Origin of the sequence: Streptococcus cuniculi (genome assembly GCF_001921845.1) — a bacterium.
GTDB lineage: Bacteria > Bacillota > Bacilli > Lactobacillales > Streptococcaceae > Streptococcus > Streptococcus cuniculi.
This window is the reverse complement of the sequence record NZ_MSJM01000004.1, coordinates 203,597-223,510: the sequence shown is the minus strand read 5'-3', so window position 1 is coordinate 223,510 and position 19,914 is coordinate 203,597. Positions and strand designations below refer to the sequence as shown.

The following is a 19,914-nucleotide window of genomic DNA, read 5'->3' as shown; positions in this document are numbered from 1 at the left end:
GAGATACACAATCAGCTAGGCAGATGCCTAGCTGATTGTTAGTTCTTCAAGTATTTGTCGGAGATGTTGCGCAAAGTCCTTGCTATAAGGAAGTTGGAGGTAGTCATGGGATAAACCTGCAATGATTTGCCTGCTCGTTATCCCATGTTTGAGGCGGGCTGTCATCCTGCCCTTTGGTAGCTGAATGGTCAGCATTTCTTGAGCGATATGGTAGGGATAGGCAAGGTGAGTGCCAGCCATCATCTCTTTCATGTCGGCATCGTGTGTCTGTTTCAACTGGTGTAGGTGGCGCGTGTTGCGAGCAAACATACCATTATCAATATAGAGCGACAATGCCTTTTGCATGATGAGATTGGTATCGTAGTCAATCAGGCTCTTATGCTGTAAAAAGGTCTCTCGCAACTGCCTAGGCAAGACAATGCCTCCCAAGCGCAGGGCAGGAAAGAGTGTCGGGGTAAAGGACTTGATATAGATGACACGGTCGTGGCTATCAAGATAGTGAAGCGGCAGGGTCTTTGCAGGATCAAAATCTGCCAGATAATCATCTTCAATCACATAGACATCATAGGTTTCAGCCAAGTCAAGAATGGCCTGCTGGGTCTTGCTATCGTAGGTCGTTCCCAAAGGATTGTGGAGGCGGGGAATGGTGTAGAAATAGCGGATATTCCCGCTTTGAAAAATAGTCTCTAGCTGCGTCAAGTCAATCCCGTCCAAGGTTCGTTCAATAGTCTGAAAGGGTAGTCCCTGTTGTTCCAAGAGGTTTCTCATCCGATAGTAGGTCGGCTCTTCAACCAAGACTTCTTCTTTACCATTAGACAACTGCATTTGGGTCAGAATATAGAGGGCCTGTTGGCTTCCCGCCGTAATGACCAGCTGGTCTTTTTTAGCATAAACATGATAATCCATCAGAAGCATGTGGAGAGAGTCAATCAATTCTTCCAAGCCTTCCTGCTGATGGTAATAATTAAAAAGATAATTTTCTCGCCCAATCAGACTTTCATGAACGCAGGTCCGAAAATCCTCGTAGGGTAGCTGCAAGAAATCTTCTGGATTGAGTGAGACGGTTGTGTCTTGAAAATCTTGATCTTCTAAGATATAGTAGCCACTTTTTTCTACCGCATAAATTCGATTTTGGTATTTCAGCTCAAGCATGGCCTTTTGAACGGTGTCCTTGCTGCACTGATACTGCTCACTCAAGCTGCGAATGGAGGGCAATTTTTGCCCTCGTTTAAAGCGGTGCTCCTCGATTCCTGTCAGAATATCTTCAATAATGCGTTGGTATTTACTGGTCATATCTGTCCCCCTACAGACTAGTATAGCGTCTTTTGAAATTAGAGACAAGTCTTGGATTAGACCATATAAAAGACAATGGCTAGATACTGCAAGAGACTAGCGAGTATGATAAACAAGTGCCAAATCATGTGGAAGTAGGGTTTTTTCTTAGCGTAGAAAATGGCGCCGACACTATAGGCAATTCCGCCTGCTAACATGAGAAACCAGAAGGCAGGTTTCGTTTGACTGACCACCTGTGGTAGAATCAGCACTACCAACCAGCCCATGATGAGATAGAGGGCGAGACTGAAGCGCTCGTTGACCTTTTTGGCAAAGATTTTATAGAGAATACCAAAAATTGTCGTTGCCCATTGAATGACGAGGACTAGATAGCCCAGCCAGTTGGGCATGAGGGTCAAGAGCACTGGAGTGTAGCTGCCTGCGATGGCAATGTAAATCATACTATGGTCGATGATTCGTAAAATATACTTATGAGTCGAACCATAGGCCATCGAATGATAAATCGTTGACGCAAGAAACATCAGAAAGAGGCTGATAATGAAAATGGAGACCCCAATCGCCTGCACCAAGCCCGTCTGTTCATAGCTATAAATGGCAGAAATAGGGAGCAACAGTAGCATGAAAAAGGCGCTGACAGCGTGGGTGACGGCATTGCCCACCTCTTCACCAAATGAGAGGGGGAGGGAGAGTTTAAAACTTTGGTTCATGAGGTTCTCCTTTCAGTTCTGGAATGAGCGCAAGTGTTTCTTGGTAAAAGTGAATGGTCTGACAAGCCTTTTGCAAAATGGGCGGATGCTCCGCCGTTTCATTACCTGAAAAGCAATCCACAAAGGCATTGTAGAGTTCAGGAGCCTCGTGCGTCTCCTTTAAGACATCGATGATGTCTTTTATCTCTGCAATCGGAAAAATCGGCTTACAGATACTGAGAATAATGAGACGTGCCAAATGAGTACGGTTGTATTTTTTCTTGATAGGTTTAGGAAGATAGCCATGCTTGACATAATTGTTGACCATCGAAGCAGTGAGAGGCTTTTCACGACTGCCTAACACGGGACTCGTCTGTTGGTTGACATAGAGCAAAACCTGATCCAGATACAATTCTAAATCGGGAAGTTGCTGCCATTTTGGTAAGTGATTCATTCTCTACTCCTTATCATCTAGTCTTTATAACCAGATGATAACATTTTATAAACAAAAAAGCAAGGAAAGAGCAAATGAAAGTTCATCAAGGGGTATCCAAGTTTCTAATTTGATGGGAAAAGATGTTTTCATGCCAATAGATATCAATTGAATTTTATGATTCATTTTGGTACGATAGATAGGTAGTTGTACTAACGACTATCAAACATACTTCATTAAGAATGAGTATGAATGAGGATATTAAGGTTAGGTGGAAGGAAATTATGAAAGATAAAAATATTTTAGTCGCATTGCTAAAAGGAATTGGTCTTGTTATTCTCTCAACATTGCTATGGCTTATTATCATGGTGGTTGCTGTGCCAATTGAAGGAGAAGATGTCTATGAACCATTTCCAGGATTTATTTTGGTTGCAGGTTTATTGACAAGTCTATGCATGTCTTTAATCATGCAATATAACCATGTTCGCCGCACTGAGCAATCTGTTAAATCGAGTAAGAGTCAGATTCAGATTGTTGAGGAAAGAAATGAAGCCCTTTTAGATAAAGCTACTCGTTTTGTGGAGAAACATCAAAAAATTGAAAAAGAGTCAGTGATTGACCTAAATAAATCAGTATCTAAAGTTAAGAAATTCGAAGAAAAAACTGTAATGAAGTCGTCTAAAATTGAGACCTCTGAAGAATTTGGGCAGTTTCTCCGTGAGATGCCTGAATTATTAGCAAATAAAAATGTTGAACGTTTGCTTGATGAAATTTTTGAGACAGAAAATGTATTAGCCCAATGGAAAATGCATTATAATAATCTCGTAGAGGAATACAATTCGTCTATCCACCAATTTCCACTTGCCCCCATTTCAAAACTGATTGGTTTTAAAGAAATGGAATTTTATACACGGAAAGTAGATGTTGAGTTGACGGACGAAATGCTTGGACTATAAATTTTTCTAAAAATTTAAACTCTCTTTATTTGGATATAGTCTGTAGTATTTTACAAAGGCAAGTTAGAAATAGCTTGCCTTTTATCATGGAATACTCGGATTGAATGGATCATCAGCCAGACCATGAAAAAATGAGACAAGTTGACTAGTGAATATTATTTGAAAGTGATATAATCATACTATGAAAATCATCCTTCCAAATGCAAAAGAATTAAATACCAACTTAGAAAACCATCCCTTTGCTCCTCTGTCTGAAAAGAGTAGGGCCGTTTTGGAAGCTCTAGGTCAGATGTCGGTGGCAGACTTGGCAGCTTTCTACAAATTAAAAGAAGATAAGGCCGAGTTAGAAGCCGACCGCTGGTACCGCATTGCCCACCAGCAAGCCAAATCCTATCCTGCTTGGACACTCTATGATGGTCTCATGTACCGCTATATGAAGCGCAGGGATTTGACAGACGCAGAGCAGGTTTACTTAGAACGCCATGTCTTGATTGCGACAGGCTTTTATGGCTTGATTTCACCCTTTACCCTGATTTCTCCACACCGCTTGGACTTTCAAGGTCAGCTAAAAGTAAAGGGCCAGTCGCTCAAACAATTTTGGCGGGCGCAGTACGATGAAGAGCTAGCAGATGAAGATTTGATTATCTCTTTAGCTTCGTCCGAATTTGAGCAGGTCTTTTCGCCTGCCATTCAAAAGCACATGGTGCAGATTATCTTTATGGAGGACAAGAAGGGACAGCTCAAGATTCATTCGACCATTTCCAAGAAAGGGCGGGGTCGCTTGGTTTCTCTCATGGCAGAACAAGATGTTCAAACTCTTGACAAGCTCCGTCAGCTGACCTTTGACGGCTTTGCTTATCGGGCGGATTTATCAGAAGAAAGAAAAATCGTATTTGTGAGGAAACATGTGCCAGTCTAAGGTAGCTGGTACCGAATAAAAAGGTTGGGACAAAATTCCCAACCTTTTTATTGAATTGCTGCAAGAAGGGCAGCGGCTTGTTTTTCTAATTGTGTAGCTGTTTCTTCGGAAAGAACGAATTGACCAGTTGCCCATGCTTCTGGATTGATTGGTGAAGCTGTAAAATCACCGACAACTTGGGTACGGATAAATGGAAGAAGGGCATGGTAGGCTGCAAAGAGTGGCTCATGTCCGCCGTTCGCAGCAGCAGATACAGTAATCAATTTATCTTGGAGGATAGAAGGTCCTTTTGGATTTGACAAGTCAAGCGCACGGCTGAGCCAGTCAAGAATATTTTTTACTGGACCAGGAATGCCATAGTTGTAAACTGGTGAGAAAATCCAGATAGCATCTGCTTGGTCAACAGCCTCACGAGCAGCCGCAACTGCAGGAAGAACAGGTGTTTCAAGGTCTTGGTTGAAAACAGGAACTTGGCTATAGTCCAAGTAAGTCACATTTGCTTTTCCTTTGAGCAATTCTTCGGCTTGTTTTGCCATTTGGTGGTTGAATGAACCGTCACGTAGTGAACCAACTAAAAATAATACATTTGCCATTGAGATGGCCTCCTTTAAAAGTGTAAAATGTGCTTTCATCGATGGGTGAGCATACTCGATGACGAAAGCGATGAGTATAGAATAACAAAATTATCACTAATTAGCAATAAAATTGTTTCATCTTTTGAATTTTTTTAAAATTGCATTGAGTGTTTCTTGCTCTTCAAGGTTGAGTACACCAAAAATACGCCCGATATTATCATAATGTTCGGGGAGAATGGCCTCGATTGTCTTGCGACCAAGATCGGTCAGGTGAATCCGAGACGCTCGTTTATCATGACAATCGGGTACTTTGGTGATATAACCGTCTCGAATCATATTTTTAATCACGACCGTCATATTGCCAGACGTGCTGAGGAGCTTGTCAATCAGTTCCTGAATGCGGAGGTCGCCTTTATTGTAAAGAGCTTCTAGCACTCCGAATTGCCCCATGGTCAAGTTGTACTTTTTTATGGTTTCGATTTCTTGTTTGTAAATGGTATCAGAGGCGCGGTGGAGAATGACCAGGCTGCGCAGGGCTTCTTGATTCTTTTCTAAGGCTTTTTGTACATTTTCTATCATAGGAATAGTGTAGCAAGAATTGGGCAGAACTGCAAGAAGAAGCGCTTTGCGTTTTTGAGGAGAAATAGGGGGAGGGTGTTGAAAAAATTGGTATAAATTGCCAGAAAAAATGGCATTCTGCACCAATATATAGTATAATAATTCTATTATGGCAAAAAAGAGAAATCGCACCAGTAAATCCAGTATGACGCTTGGCAAGCAATCCCTCATCGGAGTATTTGTCCTTGTATCTGTTATTGTTTTTTCAATCTTGTATATTTTGGAAGTGTCGGCGCGTCCTTTTTTACAGGGACAAGAGCAGGCAGAGCAGGTGGCAACCCAGTATGCAGGCGTGACCTCTATTTCTAAGGTCGCTCGCTACAATGGTGAGAAGAGCTATTATAGCGTGGCTGGAAAAAATCAGGCAGACGAAGACGTATTGGTCTTGATACCAGAAGAATCGTCGGAAATTCTTGTTTATAAGGTGGCAGAAGGGATTTCTCAAGAAGAGGCGAAAACCATTGCCAAAGAAAATGGGGCTGGAGAGATTTCAAAAGTGACCTTTGGCTACTTTAAAAATCAGCCGATTTGGGAAGTGAAATCTGGTCAGACCTACTATGCCATTGCGTTTGAAGGTGGGAAATTGCTGAGCAAGGAGGGAATATGAAGTTATCAAAACGAGTGCTTGAAATGGAAGAAAGTGTGACCTTGGCGGCGGGGGCGCGTGCCAAGGCCTTAAAGGCAGAAGGCAAGGATATCTTGTCTCTGACCTTGGGAGAGCCTGACTTTACCACTCCAGCAAATATCCAAGAAGCAGCTATCCGCTCGATTAAAGACGGTCGTGCTAGTTTTTACACGGTTGCAAGTGGTCTTCCAGAGTTGAAAGCAGCGATTAGCCAGTATTTTGAGAAATTTTACGGATACGCAGTCGCTCCTAATCAGGTGACAGTCGCAACGGGAGCCAAATTCTCCCTCTATACCTTTTTCATGAGTGTTATCAATCCACTTGATGAGGTCATCATTCCAACTCCTTACTGGGTCAGCTACGCAGACCAAATCAAAATGGCAGAAGGCGTGCCAGTCTTTGTTCAGGCAACAGAAGCAAATGACTTTAAGGTAACGGTGGAGCAACTAGAAGCAGCGCGGACAGACAAGACCAAGGTCTTGGTGCTCAATTCACCGTCTAATCCAACGGGGATGATTTACAGTAAGGACGAGCTCCTTGCGATTGGAAATTGGGCTGTTGCGCATGATATTCTGATTTTGGCAGATGATATTTATGGGCGTCTGGTCTATAATGGTCATACCTTCACACCGATTTCTAGTCTGTCAGAAGCCATTCGGAAGCAGACGGTGGTAATCAACGGGGTATCCAAAACCTATGCCATGACGGGTTGGCGGATTGGTTATGCAGTAGGTGAGGCAGAGATTATTGCTGCCATGAGTAAGATTGCAGGGCAAACAACGTCCAATCCGACAGCAGCCGCTCAATATGCGGCGATTGAAGCGCTTAGCGGTGAGCAAGATACCGTTGAGCATATGCGACAGGCTTTCGAGGAACGGCTCAATACCATCTATCCCTTGCTTGCTCAAGTACCAGGATTTGAAGTGGTCAAACCGCAAGGAGCTTTCTACCTCTTCCCAAATGTCAAAAAAGCTATGGAAATGAAAGGCTTTACGGATGTGACCGAATTTACCACAGCGATTTTGGAAGAAGTAGGTGTTGCCTTAGTGACAGGAGCAGGCTTTGGCGCACCAGAAAATGTCCGTCTCAGCTATGCTACAGACCTTGACACCCTCAAAGAAGCCATTCAACGACTGCATACCTTTATGGAAAATGATTGAGGTGGCTCTATGATTGACCATTTGAGTATTCGAGTCAAGGACTTGCCAGTGTCAAAAATTTTTTACCAAAAAACACTAGCTCCGCTCGGGTACGAGATTCGATTTGATCATGACCATGCGGTTAGTTTTGGAGAAAAGTCTAGTACAGACCCTGGTGGAGATTTCTGGCTAGAAACGGGTGAACAAGTTCCCATGCATGTTGCTTTTCATGCGAAAACTCATACAGAAGTGGAGTTGTTTTACCAAGCTGGTTTGGCAGCTGGCGGTAGAGATAATGGTAGGCCAGGTTTTCGACCACACTATCATGCCAATTATTATGCAGCTTTTTTGATAGATCCAGATGGCAATAATATTGAAGCTGTCTGCCATGTCAAACATGAATAGCGAATAAAGTAAAATTGCAATTTTAAATATTTAACTGATAAACGATTACGATAGAAAAAGAAAAGAGAAATTATGTCTAAAGATTTAGTAGCGATTATTGATGTCAAAGACCATGTTGGAGAAAAAGTGACGATTGGTGCTTGGGTTGCCAACAAATCAGGCAAAGGAAAACTGGCCTTCTTGCAACTCCGTGACGGAACAGCCTTTTTCCAAGCTGTTGCCTTTAAACCGAACTTTATCGAAACCTTTGGTGAGGAAGAAGGAGCAGCTAAGTTTGATACTGTGAAACGACTCAGCCAAGAAACATCTGTTCTTGTGACAGGAATTGTCAAGGAAGATGAGCGTTCAAAATTCGGCTATGAGCTAGATATTACGGACCTTGAGGTAGTTGGTGAATCAAAGGATTATCCGATTACGCCAAAAGAACACGGAACGGATTTCCTCATGGACAACCGTCATTTGTGGTTGCGTTCTCGCAAGCAAATGGCCATTATGCAAATCCGTAACGCCATTATCTATGCAACCTATGAATTCTTTGACAAGAATGGCTTTATTAAGTTTGACAGCCCCATCTTGTCTGGAAATGCGGCAGAGGACTCAACAGAACTCTTTGAAACGGACTACTTTGGCACCCCAGCTTATTTGAGCCAATCAGGTCAGTTGTACTTGGAAGCTGGAGCGATGGCGCTCGGTCGTGTCTTTGACTTTGGACCGGTATTCCGCGCGGAAAAATCAAAAACCCGCCGTCACTTGACCGAGTTTTGGATGATGGATGCGGAGTATTCATTCCTTTCACACGAAGAATCGCTTGATTTGCAAGAAGCCTATGTGAAGGCCCTTATTCAAGGTGTTCTAGACCGTGCACCGCAGGCGCTTGAGACTTTGGAACGTGATACGGACCTCTTGAAGAAATACATTGCAGAGCCATTCAAGCGTGTGTCTTACGATGATGCGATTAGTCTTTTACAAGAGCATGAAGCGGATGAAGATACGGACTATGAGCACGTAGAGCATGGAGATGATTTTGGTTCTCCGCATGAAACATGGATTTCAAACTACTTTGGTGTACCGACCTTTGTCGTCAACTATCCAGCTAGCTTCAAGGCTTTCTACATGAAACCAGTTCCTGGCAATCCAGAGCGTGTCCTTTGTGCGGATCTTCTTGCACCAGAAGGCTACGGTGAAATCATCGGCGGCTCTGTCCGTGAGGATGACTACGATGCCCTTGTTGCGAAAATGGAAGCCCTTGAAATGGACAAGTCAGAGTATGAATTCTATCTTGACCTCCGTAAATACGGCTCAGTTCCCCACGCAGGATTTGGAATCGGTATCGAGCGGATGGTAACCTTTGTCGCAGGTACCAAACATATCCGTGAAGCCATCCCATTCCCACGCATGTTGCACCGGATTAAACCGTAAAGATATAAAAAAGCGCCTCAGGCGCTTTTTTATGTATTCCACTCAACGGTTTGAAGTGAAATGGTCTGACTTTGGGCGATGAGTTTGGAAATGGGGCAACGTTTGTGGGCCTGCTGGACGAGGCTTTCAGCTTCTTCAAGTGTGAATCCTTGAATACTGGCTCTAGCATTGACTTGAAAGTAGTAGCCTGTGCCAATAGTGGCTTCTCGGTGGAGTTCACAGGTCACCTCAACCCGTGATGGACGCGCCTGTTTCTGACTTTCTAAGAGGGCTTGAATGGTTGCGTTGAGGCAAGTGGCCCAAGCAGTTGCCATGAGTTCTTCGGGGTTAAAGCCTTCATCTGTTGTCAGGGGATGGGCAGTTGGGAACGATTTTTGACTGGAAAGGGAAACGATACCATGAATCCCTTCTTGATTTGTCGCGGTAACGGAATAAAGCATAAAAACCTCCTGTGAATGGAATTATCTGATTTTATTATACACCAAAGAGGTGCAGAAGTCGGAAAGAACGATTTGCCTCGTATTTGCTAAAAATATGCTATAATAAAGAAAAACGAAAGAGGTATGAAAATGAGAACAGTTCACACAGATAAAGCCCCAGCAGCCATCGGTCCTTACGTCCAAGGAAAGATTGTGGGAAATTTGTTATTTGCATCAGGTCAAGTGCCCCTGTCTCCAGAAACGGGTGAGGTTGTCGGTACAACGATTGAAGAACAAACCGTGCAGGTGTTGAACAATATCCGCGCAATTTTAACAGAGGCGGGGACCGATTTTGACCATGTGGTGAAAACGACGTGTTTCTTGAGTGATATGAATGACTTTGTGGCCTTTAATGAAGTCTATAAGACGGCTTTTTCAGCTGAATTTCCAGCTCGTTCAGCCGTCGAAGTGGCTCGCCTGCCACGCGATGTGAAAGTGGAAATTGAAGTCATTGCAGCAGTAGAAAATTAGAGAGGAAAACGATGTCTGAAAAACTCCATCTTGTGATTGTCACAGGAATGTCAGGTGCTGGAAAGACGGTTGCCATCCAGTCTTTTGAAGATTTGGGTTATTTTACAGTCGACAATATGCCTCCAGCCCTTTTGCCAAAATTCTTAGAATTAATCCGCCACAGTCAGGACAATGACAAGGTCGCAGTTGTTGTGGATATGCGGAGCCGTTCCTTTTTTGCGGAAATCCGTCAGGTCTTAGATGAGATTGAAGCGGCTGACGATGTGGACTTTAAGATTCTCTTTTTAGATGCGACCGATAGTGAATTAGTGGCTCGTTATAAGGAAACACGCCGTTTGCACCCACTTGCAGCAGATGGCCGGGTTCTGGATGGAATTCAACTGGAGCGTGAATTGCTAGCACCGCTTAAAAATATGAGCCAAAATGTGATTGATACGACAGAGTTGACGCCTCGTAATCTCCGTAAGGAAATTTCAGACCAATTTGCCAGCCTAACCAACCAGCCCTCTTTCCGAGTGGAAGTCATCTCTTTTGGCTTCAAATACGGTTTGCCACTTGATGCGGACTTAGTCTTTGATGTACGCTTCTTGCCAAATCCATATTATCAAGTGGAATTGCGCAATCTGACAGGGCTAGATGAGCCAGTCTTCAACTATGTCATGGAGCATGAGGAATCCGAGGAATTTTACCGCCATTTACTGGGCTTGATTGAGCCGATTTTACCGGGCTATCAAAAGGAAGGCAAGTCTGTCCTGACCATTGCAGTTGGCTGTACGGGTGGTCAGCACCGCAGCGTTGCCTTTGCGAAGCGTCTTTCTGATGATTTGCAAAAAGGGTGGACGGTCAACCTCAGTCACCGCGACAAAGACAGACGAAAGGAAACGGTCAATCGTTCATGAGAAAACCTAAAATTGCCGTCATCGGAGGCGGTACAGGCATTCCTGTCATTCTCAAAAGCCTACGCGACAAGGATGTAGACATTACAGCCATCGTGACGGTAGCAGATGATGGGGGCTCGTCAGGTGAAATCCGTCATGCCTTGCAGATGACGCCACCCGGTGATTTGAGAAATGTCCTGCTCGCCATGTCTGATATGCCAAAACTCTATGAGCGCATCTTTCAGTACCGCTTTGCAGAAACAGACGGAGCGCTAGCGGGTCATCCCTTGGGAAATCTGATTATCGCAGGTATCTCTGAAATGCAGGGATCCACCTACCATGCCATGCAGCTCTTGTCCAAGTTCTTCCACACAACAGGGAAAATCTATCCCTCTAGTGAAAATGCCTTGACCCTTCATGCCGTGTTTACAGACGGTCATGAGGTGGTCGGAGAAAGTAAGATAGCAGGCTACAAGGGCATGATTGACCACGTCTATGTGACCAATTCTTACAATCAGGATGAGCCAACTGCCAGCCGGAAGGTGGTGGAGAGCATCTTGGAAAGCGACATGATTGTCCTTGGACCTGGCTCCCTGTTTACCTCTATCTTACCCAATCTCATGATTTCAGAAATCGGTCAAGCCTTAAAAGAAACCAAGGCAGATGTGACCTATGTCTGCAATATCATGACCCAGCGGGGCGAAACAGAATTCTTTAGTGATGCCGACCACGTACGTGTCTTGAACAAGCATCTAGGGGCAGACTGTATCGATACCGTGCTGGTCAATATTGAGCCTGTCCCGCAAGACTATATGAATACCCACCAGTTTGATGAATATCTTGTGCAGGTCAAGCACGACTTTACAGGCTTACAATCACAAGCTCAACGGGTGATATCGTCCAATTTCTTGCGGCTTGAAAATGGGGGAGCCTTTCACGATGGGGACTTGGTTGTCGAAGAACTCTTGAAAATCTTGCAGGTGAAATCATGAGTTTCAGTGTGCAAGTAAAAGAAGAAATTATCAGTCAAGGTCAAGCGACAAAGAGCGAACTGGCAGCTATGATTAAGCTATCGGGCAGTCTCGGTTTGGCCTCGTCTGGTCTCACCCTGTCCATCAGCAGTGAGCATGCAAAAATTGCCCGGCATCTCTATGAGATGCTCTACAAGTTCTACCACGTCAAGGCTGAGATTCGCCACCATCAAAAGACCAATCTGCGAAAAAACCGTGTTTATACCGTATTTTTGGAAAGTGGGGTCAATGAGATTTTAGATGACCTCTATCTGGCGGATAGCTTTTTTGGCCTGGAGACAGGCATTGCGCCTGCGATTTTAGAAAAGGATAGCTGGAGCCAGTCCTATCTACGTGGCGCTTTTCTAGCCAGCGGTTCTGTCAAGGATCCAGAAACGGGGAAATACCAACTAGAAATCGCCTCCATCTACGAGGACCATGCCCATGATTTGGCTCGTCTCCTGCAAAAATTTCTCTTGGATGGCAAGGTCATCGAGCGTTCCAAGGGCAGTATTACTTACTTGCAGCGGGCAGAAGACATCATGGACTTTCTCTTGATTATCGGAGCGGAAGAAGCCAAGACAGAATTTGAAAATGTCAAACTGCTACGAGAGACGCGCAATGACCTCAACCGAGCCATCAACGCAGAAGCGGCGAATATTGCCCGCACGGTAACAGCCAGCATGAAGACGATTAACAACATTTCCAAAATCATGGAAACGATTGGGCTGGACCAATTGCCGTCTGACTTACAAGAAGTCGCCCAGCTACGGATTCAGCATCCTGATTACTCGATTCAGCAGCTAGCCGATAGCCTTTCAAAACCGATTACCAAAAGTGGCATCAACCATCGCCTCCGCAAAATCAATAAAATAGCAGACGAATTATAAAATAATCAGCGATTTTACTTTACAATCATCGCATCTTTGTATATAATAGATAAAGTGTGTAATGGACACACCAAAAACGGTTAATCCGCTGGGACGTGAGCTCCCATGATTGGCAAGATAGGAGAAGAAAGAAACATGAATCCATTAATTCAAAGTTTGACAGAAGGTCAACTTCGTACTGATATCCCTGCATTCCGTCCTGGTGACACTGTGCGTGTTCACGCGAAGGTTGTTGAGGGAACTCGTGAGCGTATCCAGATCTTTGAGGGTGTTGTCATCTCTCGTAAAGGTCAAGGTATCTCAGAAATGTATACTGTCCGCAAAATTTCTAGCGGTATCGGTGTAGAACGTACCTTCCCAATCCACACTCCACGTGTTGATAAAATCGAAGTAGTACGTTACGGTAAAGTACGTCGTGCGAAATTGTACTACCTACGTGCATTGCAAGGTAAAGCTGCGCGTATCAAAGAAATCCGTCGTTAATCAACGATTGGGATTTCATCAAGCACCCGTCAGGGTGCTTTTTAATTTTTGCTTGCAATCTTTGCCCGTCTACGATACAATAAAAGAACCTTCCCTTAGTTAAATGGATATAACAAATTCCTCCTAAGAATTAGTTGCAGGTTCGATTCCTGCAGGGGAGATAGGATGTTTTATACTTGACTTTTCTAGGAAAGTGTTAGATAATAAAGGTGCTTAAAAGGTCGAAGAGTTAAGCGCATTAGAAAAACACCCAAGGCTGCAACCGAGGGTGTTTTTTTGTGCTTGCTCAAGGCACTCAGGCTAGTGTTGTTTGTCGCGTTTGTTTGCTAGCTGACGGATTAGCCATTCCGCAATGAGTTGAGAACCCACACCGATAAACAGTGGTAGCAAAACAAGGTCGAAAAGCATACGCATATAGAATCACCTCCTGCTAGCGCAGTATCGTGAGTGCGACAACAAGATTATATCACAAAAAATCAAGTGAGACCACTAAAAAAATGTAAAAGGAGATGGGCAGGCAATGGATGAAGAGATAAGTCCCCCCCTACCATTTTCTTTACCCATCCAACAACTTTCCCTCGAAAAATTGGTCTGGATTTGGTAGAATAGGAATAAGAAATGATTGATGCTCCTGAAATGTCTTGGTTCAGGTAGCCAGTTGGAGTATGAGGATAGGAGAAAGATTATGGAAAATCACCATAGGGAGTTCCGTTTTTCGGCGAGTTCCATTATGAGCTTTGTCTGGCGGGGCATTCTGGTCGGAATCGTGTCGGGTGTAGTGGTCAGCTTGTTTCGTCTAGCAATTGAACTGCTGTTTGAAGAGGTGATAGCTGTTTACCATGCAGCTCAGAGCAATCCGCTATTGTTAGTGCCGATTACCCTAGTCAGCCTCTTTGTCGTCTGGCTTATCAGTCTCTTGGTCAAGTCAGATCCAGACATCAAGGGTTCAGGGATTCCCCATATCGAGGGAGAATTGAAAGGAATGCTTCGGACCGATTGGTGGAGTGTTCTCTGGAAGAAATTTATCGCAGGGGTGTGTGCGATTTCAATGGGCTTTATGCTGGGACGTGAGGGACCAAGTATTCAGCTGGGGGCCATGTCGGCAAAGGGTGTAGCCAAGTTTTTGAAGGCCAGCCGTATGGAAACCAGAGCCTTTATCGCAAGTGGCGCAGCTGCGGGACTTTCAGCAGCCTTTAATGCCCCAATTGCAGGCCTCCTTTTTGTCGTTGAAGAAGTCTATCATCACTTTTCGCGCATGGTCTGGGTGACAGCCTTGGTGGCTAGTCTGGTTGCCAACTTTATTTCCTTAAACATCTTTGGCCTGACACCTGTCTTATCTATGAATCAGGAACTGCCCTTTCTTTCGCTCGAACAGTATTGGATTTTTATCCTAATGGGTATGTTTTTAGGAGTGATGGGCTTTGGCTATGAAAAGGTGATTTTAAACTTCCACCGTTTTTATGACTTCTTAGGGAGAAAATTCCAGATTCCACCATACGCTCATGGGCTTATCGGGATTCTCTTCGTGATTCCGATTGGCTATTTCTATCCACAGTTACTGGGTGGCGGGCATCGGCTGATTATTTCTCTTGCCCAGGAAAATCTGCTTTTGACTACAGTTTGTTTCTATTTTCTCATTCGTTTTGTCTGGAGCATGATTTCCTACAGTAGCGGTCTACCGGGCGGTATTTTCTTGCCCATGCTGACCTTGGGGTCTCTTTTAGGAATGGCCTTCGGCTTGGTCTTAGAACAGCTTCATCTGATTTCCGTAGATGCCTTGCCTCTCTTCATTGTATTGGGAATGGCAGGGTATTTCGGTGCGATTTCAAAAGCGCCCTTGACTGCCATGATTTTGGTAACGGAAATGGTGGGTGATTTGAAGCAGTTAATGGCGATTGGCGTTGTGACACTCGTTGCCTATATTATCATGGATTTGTTAAAAGGTGAGCCAATTTATGAAGCCATGCTAGCCAAGATGACCATTGCGCATACAAGCGATGTTGTTGAACCAACCCTAATTGAGCTGATTGTCTCAGATAAGATTGCAGGGAAAAAAGTGAGAGAATTAACCCTGCCGAAAAATATCCTCATTACAACCCAAATTCATCATAAGAAGTCTGAATTGGTGGACGGAAATACCCGTTTGCATGCAGGAGCAACCATTTTCGTGGTGGTCAATGAAAAAGAATTGGGTATGGTTAAAGAATTATTGATGTAGGAAGTGGAAAGAAAAAGAAGGAGCAGTGATGAAGAATATCAAAGACAGCTATCAACATTCCTACGGCTTATGCTTGCGTTTAGCCCTAGTTGGTGTGCTCATTGGCCTCATCGTAGGAGCGGTGGATACCATCTTTGGTCGCGTCCTGCTTCTGATTGGGGACGTCCGTTCAGCCCATCTGCCGTATCTACTTCCCTTTTTGGCGCTGGCAGGTCTTGTGATTGTCGCCCTCTACCAGCGTTTTGGCAAGGACACGCAGAAAGGCATGGGCTTGATATTTGAAGTGGCGCACGGAGACAGCGAAGTAATTCCCTTGCGTTTGCTTCCCTTGGTTGTCGTTTCGACCTGGTTGACGCATCTCTTTGGCGGGAGTGCTGGCCGTGAGGGTGTGGCAGTTCAGCTAGGTGCCACTATTTCGCATCGCTTTAGGCATTGTCTTAGCTTTCCCAATTCGTCTCAGGTATTGGTGGTAACGGGAATGGCTGCGGGCTTTGCTGGTCTATTTCAAACGCCCCTTGCTGGCCTCTTCTTTGCCTTGGAGGTTGTGACTCTCGGTCAGTTGAACTTGTATGCCTTGGTGCCTAGCCTCTTTGCAGTCTATACGGCTAGCAGATTCTCACATTTCTTGGGATTAGAAAAATTTTCGCATGTTCTTCCTCTTACGCAGACCATTACAGTTGAGGTATTTCTGAAATGCCTGCTACTTGGCCTCTTGTTTGGGTTGACAGGAAATGTCTTTGTCTCCCTGCAAAGTTTCTTCAAAAAACAGGCTATTGATTACTTGAAAAATCCTTATTGGCGGATTGCGCTTATCGGGGGTGTGCTTAGTCTGGCTCTATTCTTTGCTCATTTCGGGCGCTATGCGGGTCTTGGGACGAATTTGATTGAAGCTAGTTTTTCTACCCATCAGATTTACAGCTATGATTTTCTGCTGAAATTGCTTTTTACGACCTTGACCTTAGCGGTTGGTTTTCAGGGTGGAGAAGTGACGCCCCTCTTTGCCATTGGTGCATCTCTCGGTGTTATCCTTGCTCCTGTCTTTGGACTGCCCATCGAATTAGTCGCAGCTGCGGGCTATATCAGCGTTTTTGCTAGTGCGACCAATACCTTGCTCGCTCCTATCTTGATTGGTGGAGAAGTCTTTGGATTTCAAAATCTCCCCTTTTTTGCTATTACAGTGATAATCAGCTATATGCTCAATCGTAGACAATCCATCTATGGCTTACAAAAGGCTGTGGCGGTAGATGCAGAGTAAACAGAAAAAGAGGCTGGGACAAAAAGATTTTGATTTTGAGATTCTTTATCATCAAGTCTTCAAATTGATAAATTAGATGCAAAAAGCGAACAAAACAGAATTCTGAGTGTCAGATAACTAATTTTGTTCGCTTTTTATATTTAGGGTTGGGCTTTTGTCTCTGCCTCTTCAGAACGTAGACAAACCCCAGACCTATTTAAGCAAGTTGAAAAGATTGCTCAATTTCCGATTTTCGCGAGCGGAGCGAGCTTCATCAGATACTTTTCGCTGTGGTAAAAGTAGGGAGTGGGATAAAAATCGTGATTTCGTAGAAATCGATTATCCTCGCTCCTTTGTTTCTGGGCTCGGGCTAAAATAATCCACTGGATTATTTTACTCCGAAGGAAGTCGCTACCGTCCGCACCACCTAAGAAAAATATCTCAAAAAAATTTTTTTCTTCAATAAAAAAGAAGCCTTGCAGGCTTCTTTTTACACAGTCATATCATTATGCTTCCAAAGCTGCAACAAGGTCTGTTGCGAATTTTTCGAGGTTTACGATATCGTCTTCCTCAGCTGCCAAATCAACCTTGACATTTTCAGCCCCCTTGGTTGCTCCGCGTGATGCCAACATGAGGTCAAAATCGTCTACTGATTTACAGAAATCTTCATAGAAGGTGTCGCCTGATCCGCAGACACCGTAGATTTTTCCTGTCAAGTCATAGTCTGCCAAGTCCGTATAGAAATCGACGATTTCATCTGGTAATTCGCCGTCCCCACCATACGAATAGGTATAGGTTGCGACGATGATGATATCGGCATCTAAAATTTCTTCTGTTTCAACAGTCGTACACTCGTCGTTGTGCACTTCAAGACCGAGTTCTTCCAGTTTACTTGCGACAATATCCGCAATTTCTTCGGTATTGCCTGTCATACTAGCGTAGACAATTTTTGCCAGTGCCATAATTTCCTCCAAAAATAGATGATAGCACTAGTATACCACATTCTCCAAATTTTCAAAAGCGCCACTTTTATGATAGAATGAAAAAAAGGAGTATATAGCATGCTAGAAACGATTTTAGACAAGATAAAAGAGTACCAGACCATTATCATTCACCGCCATATGCGCCCAGATCCAGATGCGCTGGGTAGTCAGGTGGGCTTGCAGCGCTTGTTGCAAAAAAACTTCCCTGAAAAGGCCATCAAGGTGACGGGCTATACAGAGCCAAATCTTGCTTGGTTGGCTCAAATGGAGACAGTCGCAGATGAGGACTATCAGGGGGCCTTGGTGATTGTGACAGATACAGCCAATCAAGCGCGGATTGATGACAAGCGCTATGATCAAGGAGAGGCTCTCATCAAGATTGATCACCACCCTAACGATGAGGTTTACGGAGACATTTCCTGGGTGGACACCAGTGCTAGCTCCTGTAGCGAGATGATTGCGCATTTTGCCTTGGAAATGGGCTTGGACTTGGATAGCGACATCGCCTATCTGCTCTATGCGGGAATTGTCGGTGATACAGGGCGTTTTCTCTATCCTGCGACTACTGCCAAGACCTTTGACATTGTGGCGAAACTCCGCCAATATGACTTTGATTTTGCAGGGCTTTCACGGCAGATGGACTCGGTGGACTATACGATTGCTAAGCTCATCGGCTATGTCTACGACCATTTGGAGGTTGATGGAAATGGCGCTGCGCGCGTAATCCTTAGCCAAAGTTTGCTTAAGGAATACGGCATCACCGATGCCGATACAGCCTTTATCGTGGGAGTGCCTGGACGGGTTAATACGGTCAAAAATTGGGGTGTCTTTGTCGAGCAACCTGATGGTTCGTATCGCGTGCGGTTGCGGAGCAAGTTTTTGCCAATCAATGAAATTGCCAAACGCCACCATGGGGGAGGTCATCCCTTAGCCAGCGGGGCGAATTCGTATTCCTTAGAAGAAAACGAGCAGATTTACCAAGAATTACAGCAGGTGGCAGCAGATGCAAGCAAGTAATCGCCACATTCGTCTCATGGGCACGGTGATTGAGGTGAAAATCTGGCACCATGAGCCAGAGCCTATTTTAGATCAAGTAGAAGCGCTTCTTTATCTGTACAAGGATCGCTTTTCAGCTAATGATTTGACCTCGGAGCTCATGGAAGTCAACCTCAATGCAGGTGTGCAGCCTGTCCCCGTTGCAACTGATTTATTCGAGCTGATTGCGCTTGGAAAACAGCACAGCTGTGCACCAAATAGCCATTTGAATATCACGATTGGTCCCTTGGTGCAGACTTGGCGGATTGGTTTTGCGGATGCGCGTGTTCCCAGTCAAGTAGAGATTGAAGAAAAGCTCGCCCTTATCAATCCACGGGATATCGAACTGGATGCCGATGAACAGTCTATCTATCTCAAAAAAGAAGGCATGGCGATTGACCTTGGGGCTCTTGCCAAGGGCTATATTGCAGACCGAATCGTGGAACATCTAGAGCGAGTAGGTGTAGCAAGGGGGCTCATCAATCTTGGCGGCAATGTCCTCACTTTTGGTCACGCAGAGCATAATGAGGACGGCTTGTGGCAAGTCGGTATTCAACATCCGAAACTTCCGCGCGGAAACAATGTCGCGATTTTAAAAATCGGTGCGGAGTCGGTGGTGACGTCAGGCATTTATGAGCGGACCTTGACCTATGAGGGCAAGACCTATCATCACATTTTTGATAGCAAAACAGGTTATCCAGTAGCAAGCGATATTGCGAGCTTGACCATTGTCTCAAAGCAATCTGTAGACGGTGAAATTTGGACTACCCGTCTGTTTGGCGGGTCGGTTGCGGACATCTATCAGACTGTTCTAGGAGAAGCAGGGCTAGAAGCCATTATCATTACCAAAGACAACCAGATGATTGTGACGCCTGGTTTACGAGACCGCATCCTATTACCAAATGGAGGGCAAGCATGAACGAAGTCAACTATGACGTGATTGACCTGTCTTTATGGCAAGATAGTGTGCAAGATGTACCAACCGATACAGACTCAGGCGCATCTGAAGGTTATTTTGGAGCAAAGGTGGCTACTGATGCCAATTCTGGTGCATCGATTCAGTAAAAAAGTTGGAGAAAAGTCTTGCCAACGGGGTCAAAGTATGATAGACTATACAAGTATTATCTATGGCTCGGAAAGAGTCCATGGCAGAAAGGAATTTTTA

General features: G+C 44.6%; 23 protein-coding genes and 1 tRNA gene. 17 read left to right on the top strand and 7 right to left on the bottom strand.

Features of this window, described 5'->3' with window-relative positions; all coding sequences use genetic code 11:
- Positions 1–27: 27 nt before the first annotated feature.
- Genes BU202_RS05815 through BU202_RS05805 form a run of 3 tightly spaced genes read right to left on the bottom strand, consistent with a single transcriptional unit; the run spans position 28 to position 2,433 of the window.
- Positions 28–1,293 (bottom strand): aminotransferase-like domain-containing protein, encoded by a 1,266-nt coding sequence (locus BU202_RS05815; RefSeq protein WP_075104847.1) that lies wholly within the window; start codon positions 1,291–1,293, stop codon positions 28–30.
- A gap of 56 nt (positions 1,294–1,349) precedes the next feature.
- Complete coding sequence (gene trhA / locus BU202_RS05810) at positions 1,350–2,000, bottom strand: PAQR family membrane homeostasis protein TrhA (protein WP_075104846.1); 651 nt, start codon at positions 1,998–2,000, stop codon at positions 1,350–1,352.
- Positions 1,984–2,433, bottom strand: coding sequence for a DUF1836 domain-containing protein (locus BU202_RS05805; RefSeq protein ID WP_075104845.1), 450 nt, complete (start codon positions 2,431–2,433; stop codon positions 1,984–1,986). The genes trhA and BU202_RS05805 overlap by 17 nt, the downstream gene beginning before the upstream one ends.
- A 263-nt stretch (positions 2,434–2,696) precedes the next feature.
- Here BU202_RS05805 and BU202_RS05800 point away from each other — a divergent pair, with 263 nt between their 5' ends.
- Positions 2,697–3,368, top strand: a complete 672-nt coding sequence (locus tag BU202_RS05800) for a LemA family protein (RefSeq protein ID WP_075104844.1) — start codon at positions 2,697–2,699, stop codon at positions 3,366–3,368.
- Positions 3,369–3,549: 181 nt separating this feature from the next.
- Positions 3,550–4,287, top strand: coding sequence for a peroxide stress protein YaaA (gene yaaA / locus BU202_RS05795; protein ID WP_075104843.1), 738 nt, complete (start codon positions 3,550–3,552; stop codon positions 4,285–4,287).
- Positions 4,288–4,334: 47 nt separating this feature from the next.
- On the opposite strand, the gene BU202_RS05790 is transcribed toward yaaA, so the two are convergent.
- Both BU202_RS05790 and BU202_RS05785 read right to left on the bottom strand, forming a co-directional pair.
- The gene (locus tag BU202_RS05790) at positions 4,335–4,880 is read right to left on the bottom strand and encodes an NADPH-dependent FMN reductase (protein ID WP_075104842.1); all 546 of its coding nucleotides are present in this window, start codon (positions 4,878–4,880) and stop codon (positions 4,335–4,337) included.
- A gap of 117 nt (positions 4,881–4,997) precedes the next feature.
- Complete coding sequence (locus BU202_RS05785; protein ID WP_083605763.1) at positions 4,998–5,441, bottom strand: MarR family winged helix-turn-helix transcriptional regulator; 444 nt, start codon at positions 5,439–5,441, stop codon at positions 4,998–5,000.
- A 148-nt stretch (positions 5,442–5,589) separates the two neighbouring features.
- Between BU202_RS05785 and BU202_RS05780 the strand changes: the two genes are divergently transcribed.
- From BU202_RS05780 to asnS, 4 genes are all read left to right on the top strand, one after another.
- Positions 5,590–6,087 (top strand): cell wall elongation regulator TseB-like domain-containing protein, encoded by a 498-nt coding sequence (locus tag BU202_RS05780; protein ID WP_083605759.1) that lies wholly within the window; start codon positions 5,590–5,592, stop codon positions 6,085–6,087.
- Positions 6,084–7,265, top strand: a complete 1,182-nt coding sequence (locus tag BU202_RS05775) for a pyridoxal phosphate-dependent aminotransferase (RefSeq protein WP_075104840.1) — start codon at positions 6,084–6,086, stop codon at positions 7,263–7,265. The genes BU202_RS05780 and BU202_RS05775 overlap by 4 nt, the downstream gene beginning before the upstream one ends.
- Positions 7,266–7,274: 9 nt before the next feature.
- Positions 7,275–7,649, top strand: a complete 375-nt coding sequence (locus tag BU202_RS05770; RefSeq protein ID WP_075104839.1) for a VOC family protein — start codon at positions 7,275–7,277, stop codon at positions 7,647–7,649.
- 72 nt (positions 7,650–7,721) lie between these two features.
- On the top strand, positions 7,722–9,068 hold the full coding sequence (asnS, locus tag BU202_RS05765; RefSeq protein ID WP_075104838.1) for an asparagine--tRNA ligase: 1,347 nt from the start codon (positions 7,722–7,724) through the stop codon (positions 9,066–9,068).
- A gap of 29 nt (positions 9,069–9,097) precedes the next feature.
- Here the strand turns inward: asnS and BU202_RS05760 are convergent, their stop codons facing one another.
- A complete protein-coding gene (locus BU202_RS05760) occupies positions 9,098–9,508 on the bottom strand; it encodes an OsmC family protein (protein ID WP_075104837.1) in 411 nt (136 codons plus the stop codon).
- A gap of 129 nt (positions 9,509–9,637) precedes the next feature.
- Between BU202_RS05760 and BU202_RS05755 the strand changes: the two genes are divergently transcribed.
- The 8 genes from BU202_RS05755 (at position 9,638) to BU202_RS05720 (ending at position 16,752) form a co-directional block, all read left to right on the top strand.
- Positions 9,638–10,018, top strand: coding sequence for a RidA family protein (locus tag BU202_RS05755; RefSeq protein ID WP_075104836.1), 381 nt, complete (start codon positions 9,638–9,640; stop codon positions 10,016–10,018).
- 11 nt (positions 10,019–10,029) lie between these two features.
- Positions 10,030–10,917, top strand: coding sequence for an RNase adapter RapZ (gene rapZ / locus BU202_RS05750; RefSeq protein ID WP_075104835.1), 888 nt, complete (start codon positions 10,030–10,032; stop codon positions 10,915–10,917).
- The gene (locus tag BU202_RS05745; RefSeq protein ID WP_075104834.1) at positions 10,914–11,888 is read left to right on the top strand and encodes a YvcK family protein; all 975 of its coding nucleotides are present in this window, start codon (positions 10,914–10,916) and stop codon (positions 11,886–11,888) included. Before rapZ ends, BU202_RS05745 begins: the two co-directional genes overlap by 4 nt.
- Positions 11,885–12,796, top strand: a complete 912-nt coding sequence (gene whiA / locus BU202_RS05740; protein ID WP_075104833.1) for a DNA-binding protein WhiA — start codon at positions 11,885–11,887, stop codon at positions 12,794–12,796. Before BU202_RS05745 ends, whiA begins: the two co-directional genes overlap by 4 nt.
- Before the next feature lie 135 nt (positions 12,797–12,931).
- The gene (gene rplS, locus BU202_RS05735) at positions 12,932–13,279 is read left to right on the top strand and encodes a 50S ribosomal protein L19 (RefSeq protein WP_075104832.1); all 348 of its coding nucleotides are present in this window, start codon (positions 12,932–12,934) and stop codon (positions 13,277–13,279) included.
- An 89-nt stretch (positions 13,280–13,368) separates the two neighbouring features.
- A tRNA-Arg gene (locus tag BU202_RS05730) sits at positions 13,369–13,440 on the top strand.
- Positions 13,441–13,964: 524 nt separating this feature from the next.
- Positions 13,965–15,497, top strand: coding sequence for a ClC family H(+)/Cl(-) exchange transporter (locus BU202_RS05725; protein ID WP_075104831.1), 1,533 nt, complete (start codon positions 13,965–13,967; stop codon positions 15,495–15,497).
- Positions 15,498–15,525: 28 nt separating this feature from the next.
- Complete coding sequence (locus BU202_RS05720; RefSeq protein ID WP_208604249.1) at positions 15,526–16,752, top strand: chloride channel protein; 1,227 nt, start codon at positions 15,526–15,528, stop codon at positions 16,750–16,752.
- Positions 16,753–17,237: 485 nt separating this feature from the next.
- Here the strand turns inward: BU202_RS05720 and BU202_RS05715 are convergent, their stop codons facing one another.
- Positions 17,238–17,693, bottom strand: a complete 456-nt coding sequence (locus BU202_RS05715) for a flavodoxin (protein ID WP_075104829.1) — start codon at positions 17,691–17,693, stop codon at positions 17,238–17,240.
- Positions 17,694–17,792: 99 nt separating this feature from the next.
- Between BU202_RS05715 and BU202_RS05710 the strand changes: the two genes are divergently transcribed.
- The 3 genes from BU202_RS05710 to BU202_RS10550 are packed head-to-tail and all read left to right on the top strand — an operon-like array spanning position 17,793 to position 19,814.
- Positions 17,793–18,731: a DHH family phosphoesterase gene (locus BU202_RS05710; RefSeq protein WP_075104828.1), complete on the top strand. Its 939-nt coding sequence runs from the start codon at positions 17,793–17,795 to the stop codon at positions 18,729–18,731.
- The gene (locus BU202_RS05705; protein WP_075104827.1) at positions 18,718–19,668 is read left to right on the top strand and encodes an FAD:protein FMN transferase; all 951 of its coding nucleotides are present in this window, start codon (positions 18,718–18,720) and stop codon (positions 19,666–19,668) included. The genes BU202_RS05710 and BU202_RS05705 overlap by 14 nt, the downstream gene beginning before the upstream one ends.
- Entirely contained in the window at positions 19,665–19,814 is a 150-nt protein-coding gene (locus BU202_RS10550) for a hypothetical protein (RefSeq protein ID WP_167364744.1), read from the top strand. Before BU202_RS05705 ends, BU202_RS10550 begins: the two co-directional genes overlap by 4 nt.
- Positions 19,815–19,914: the final 100 nt, after the last annotated feature.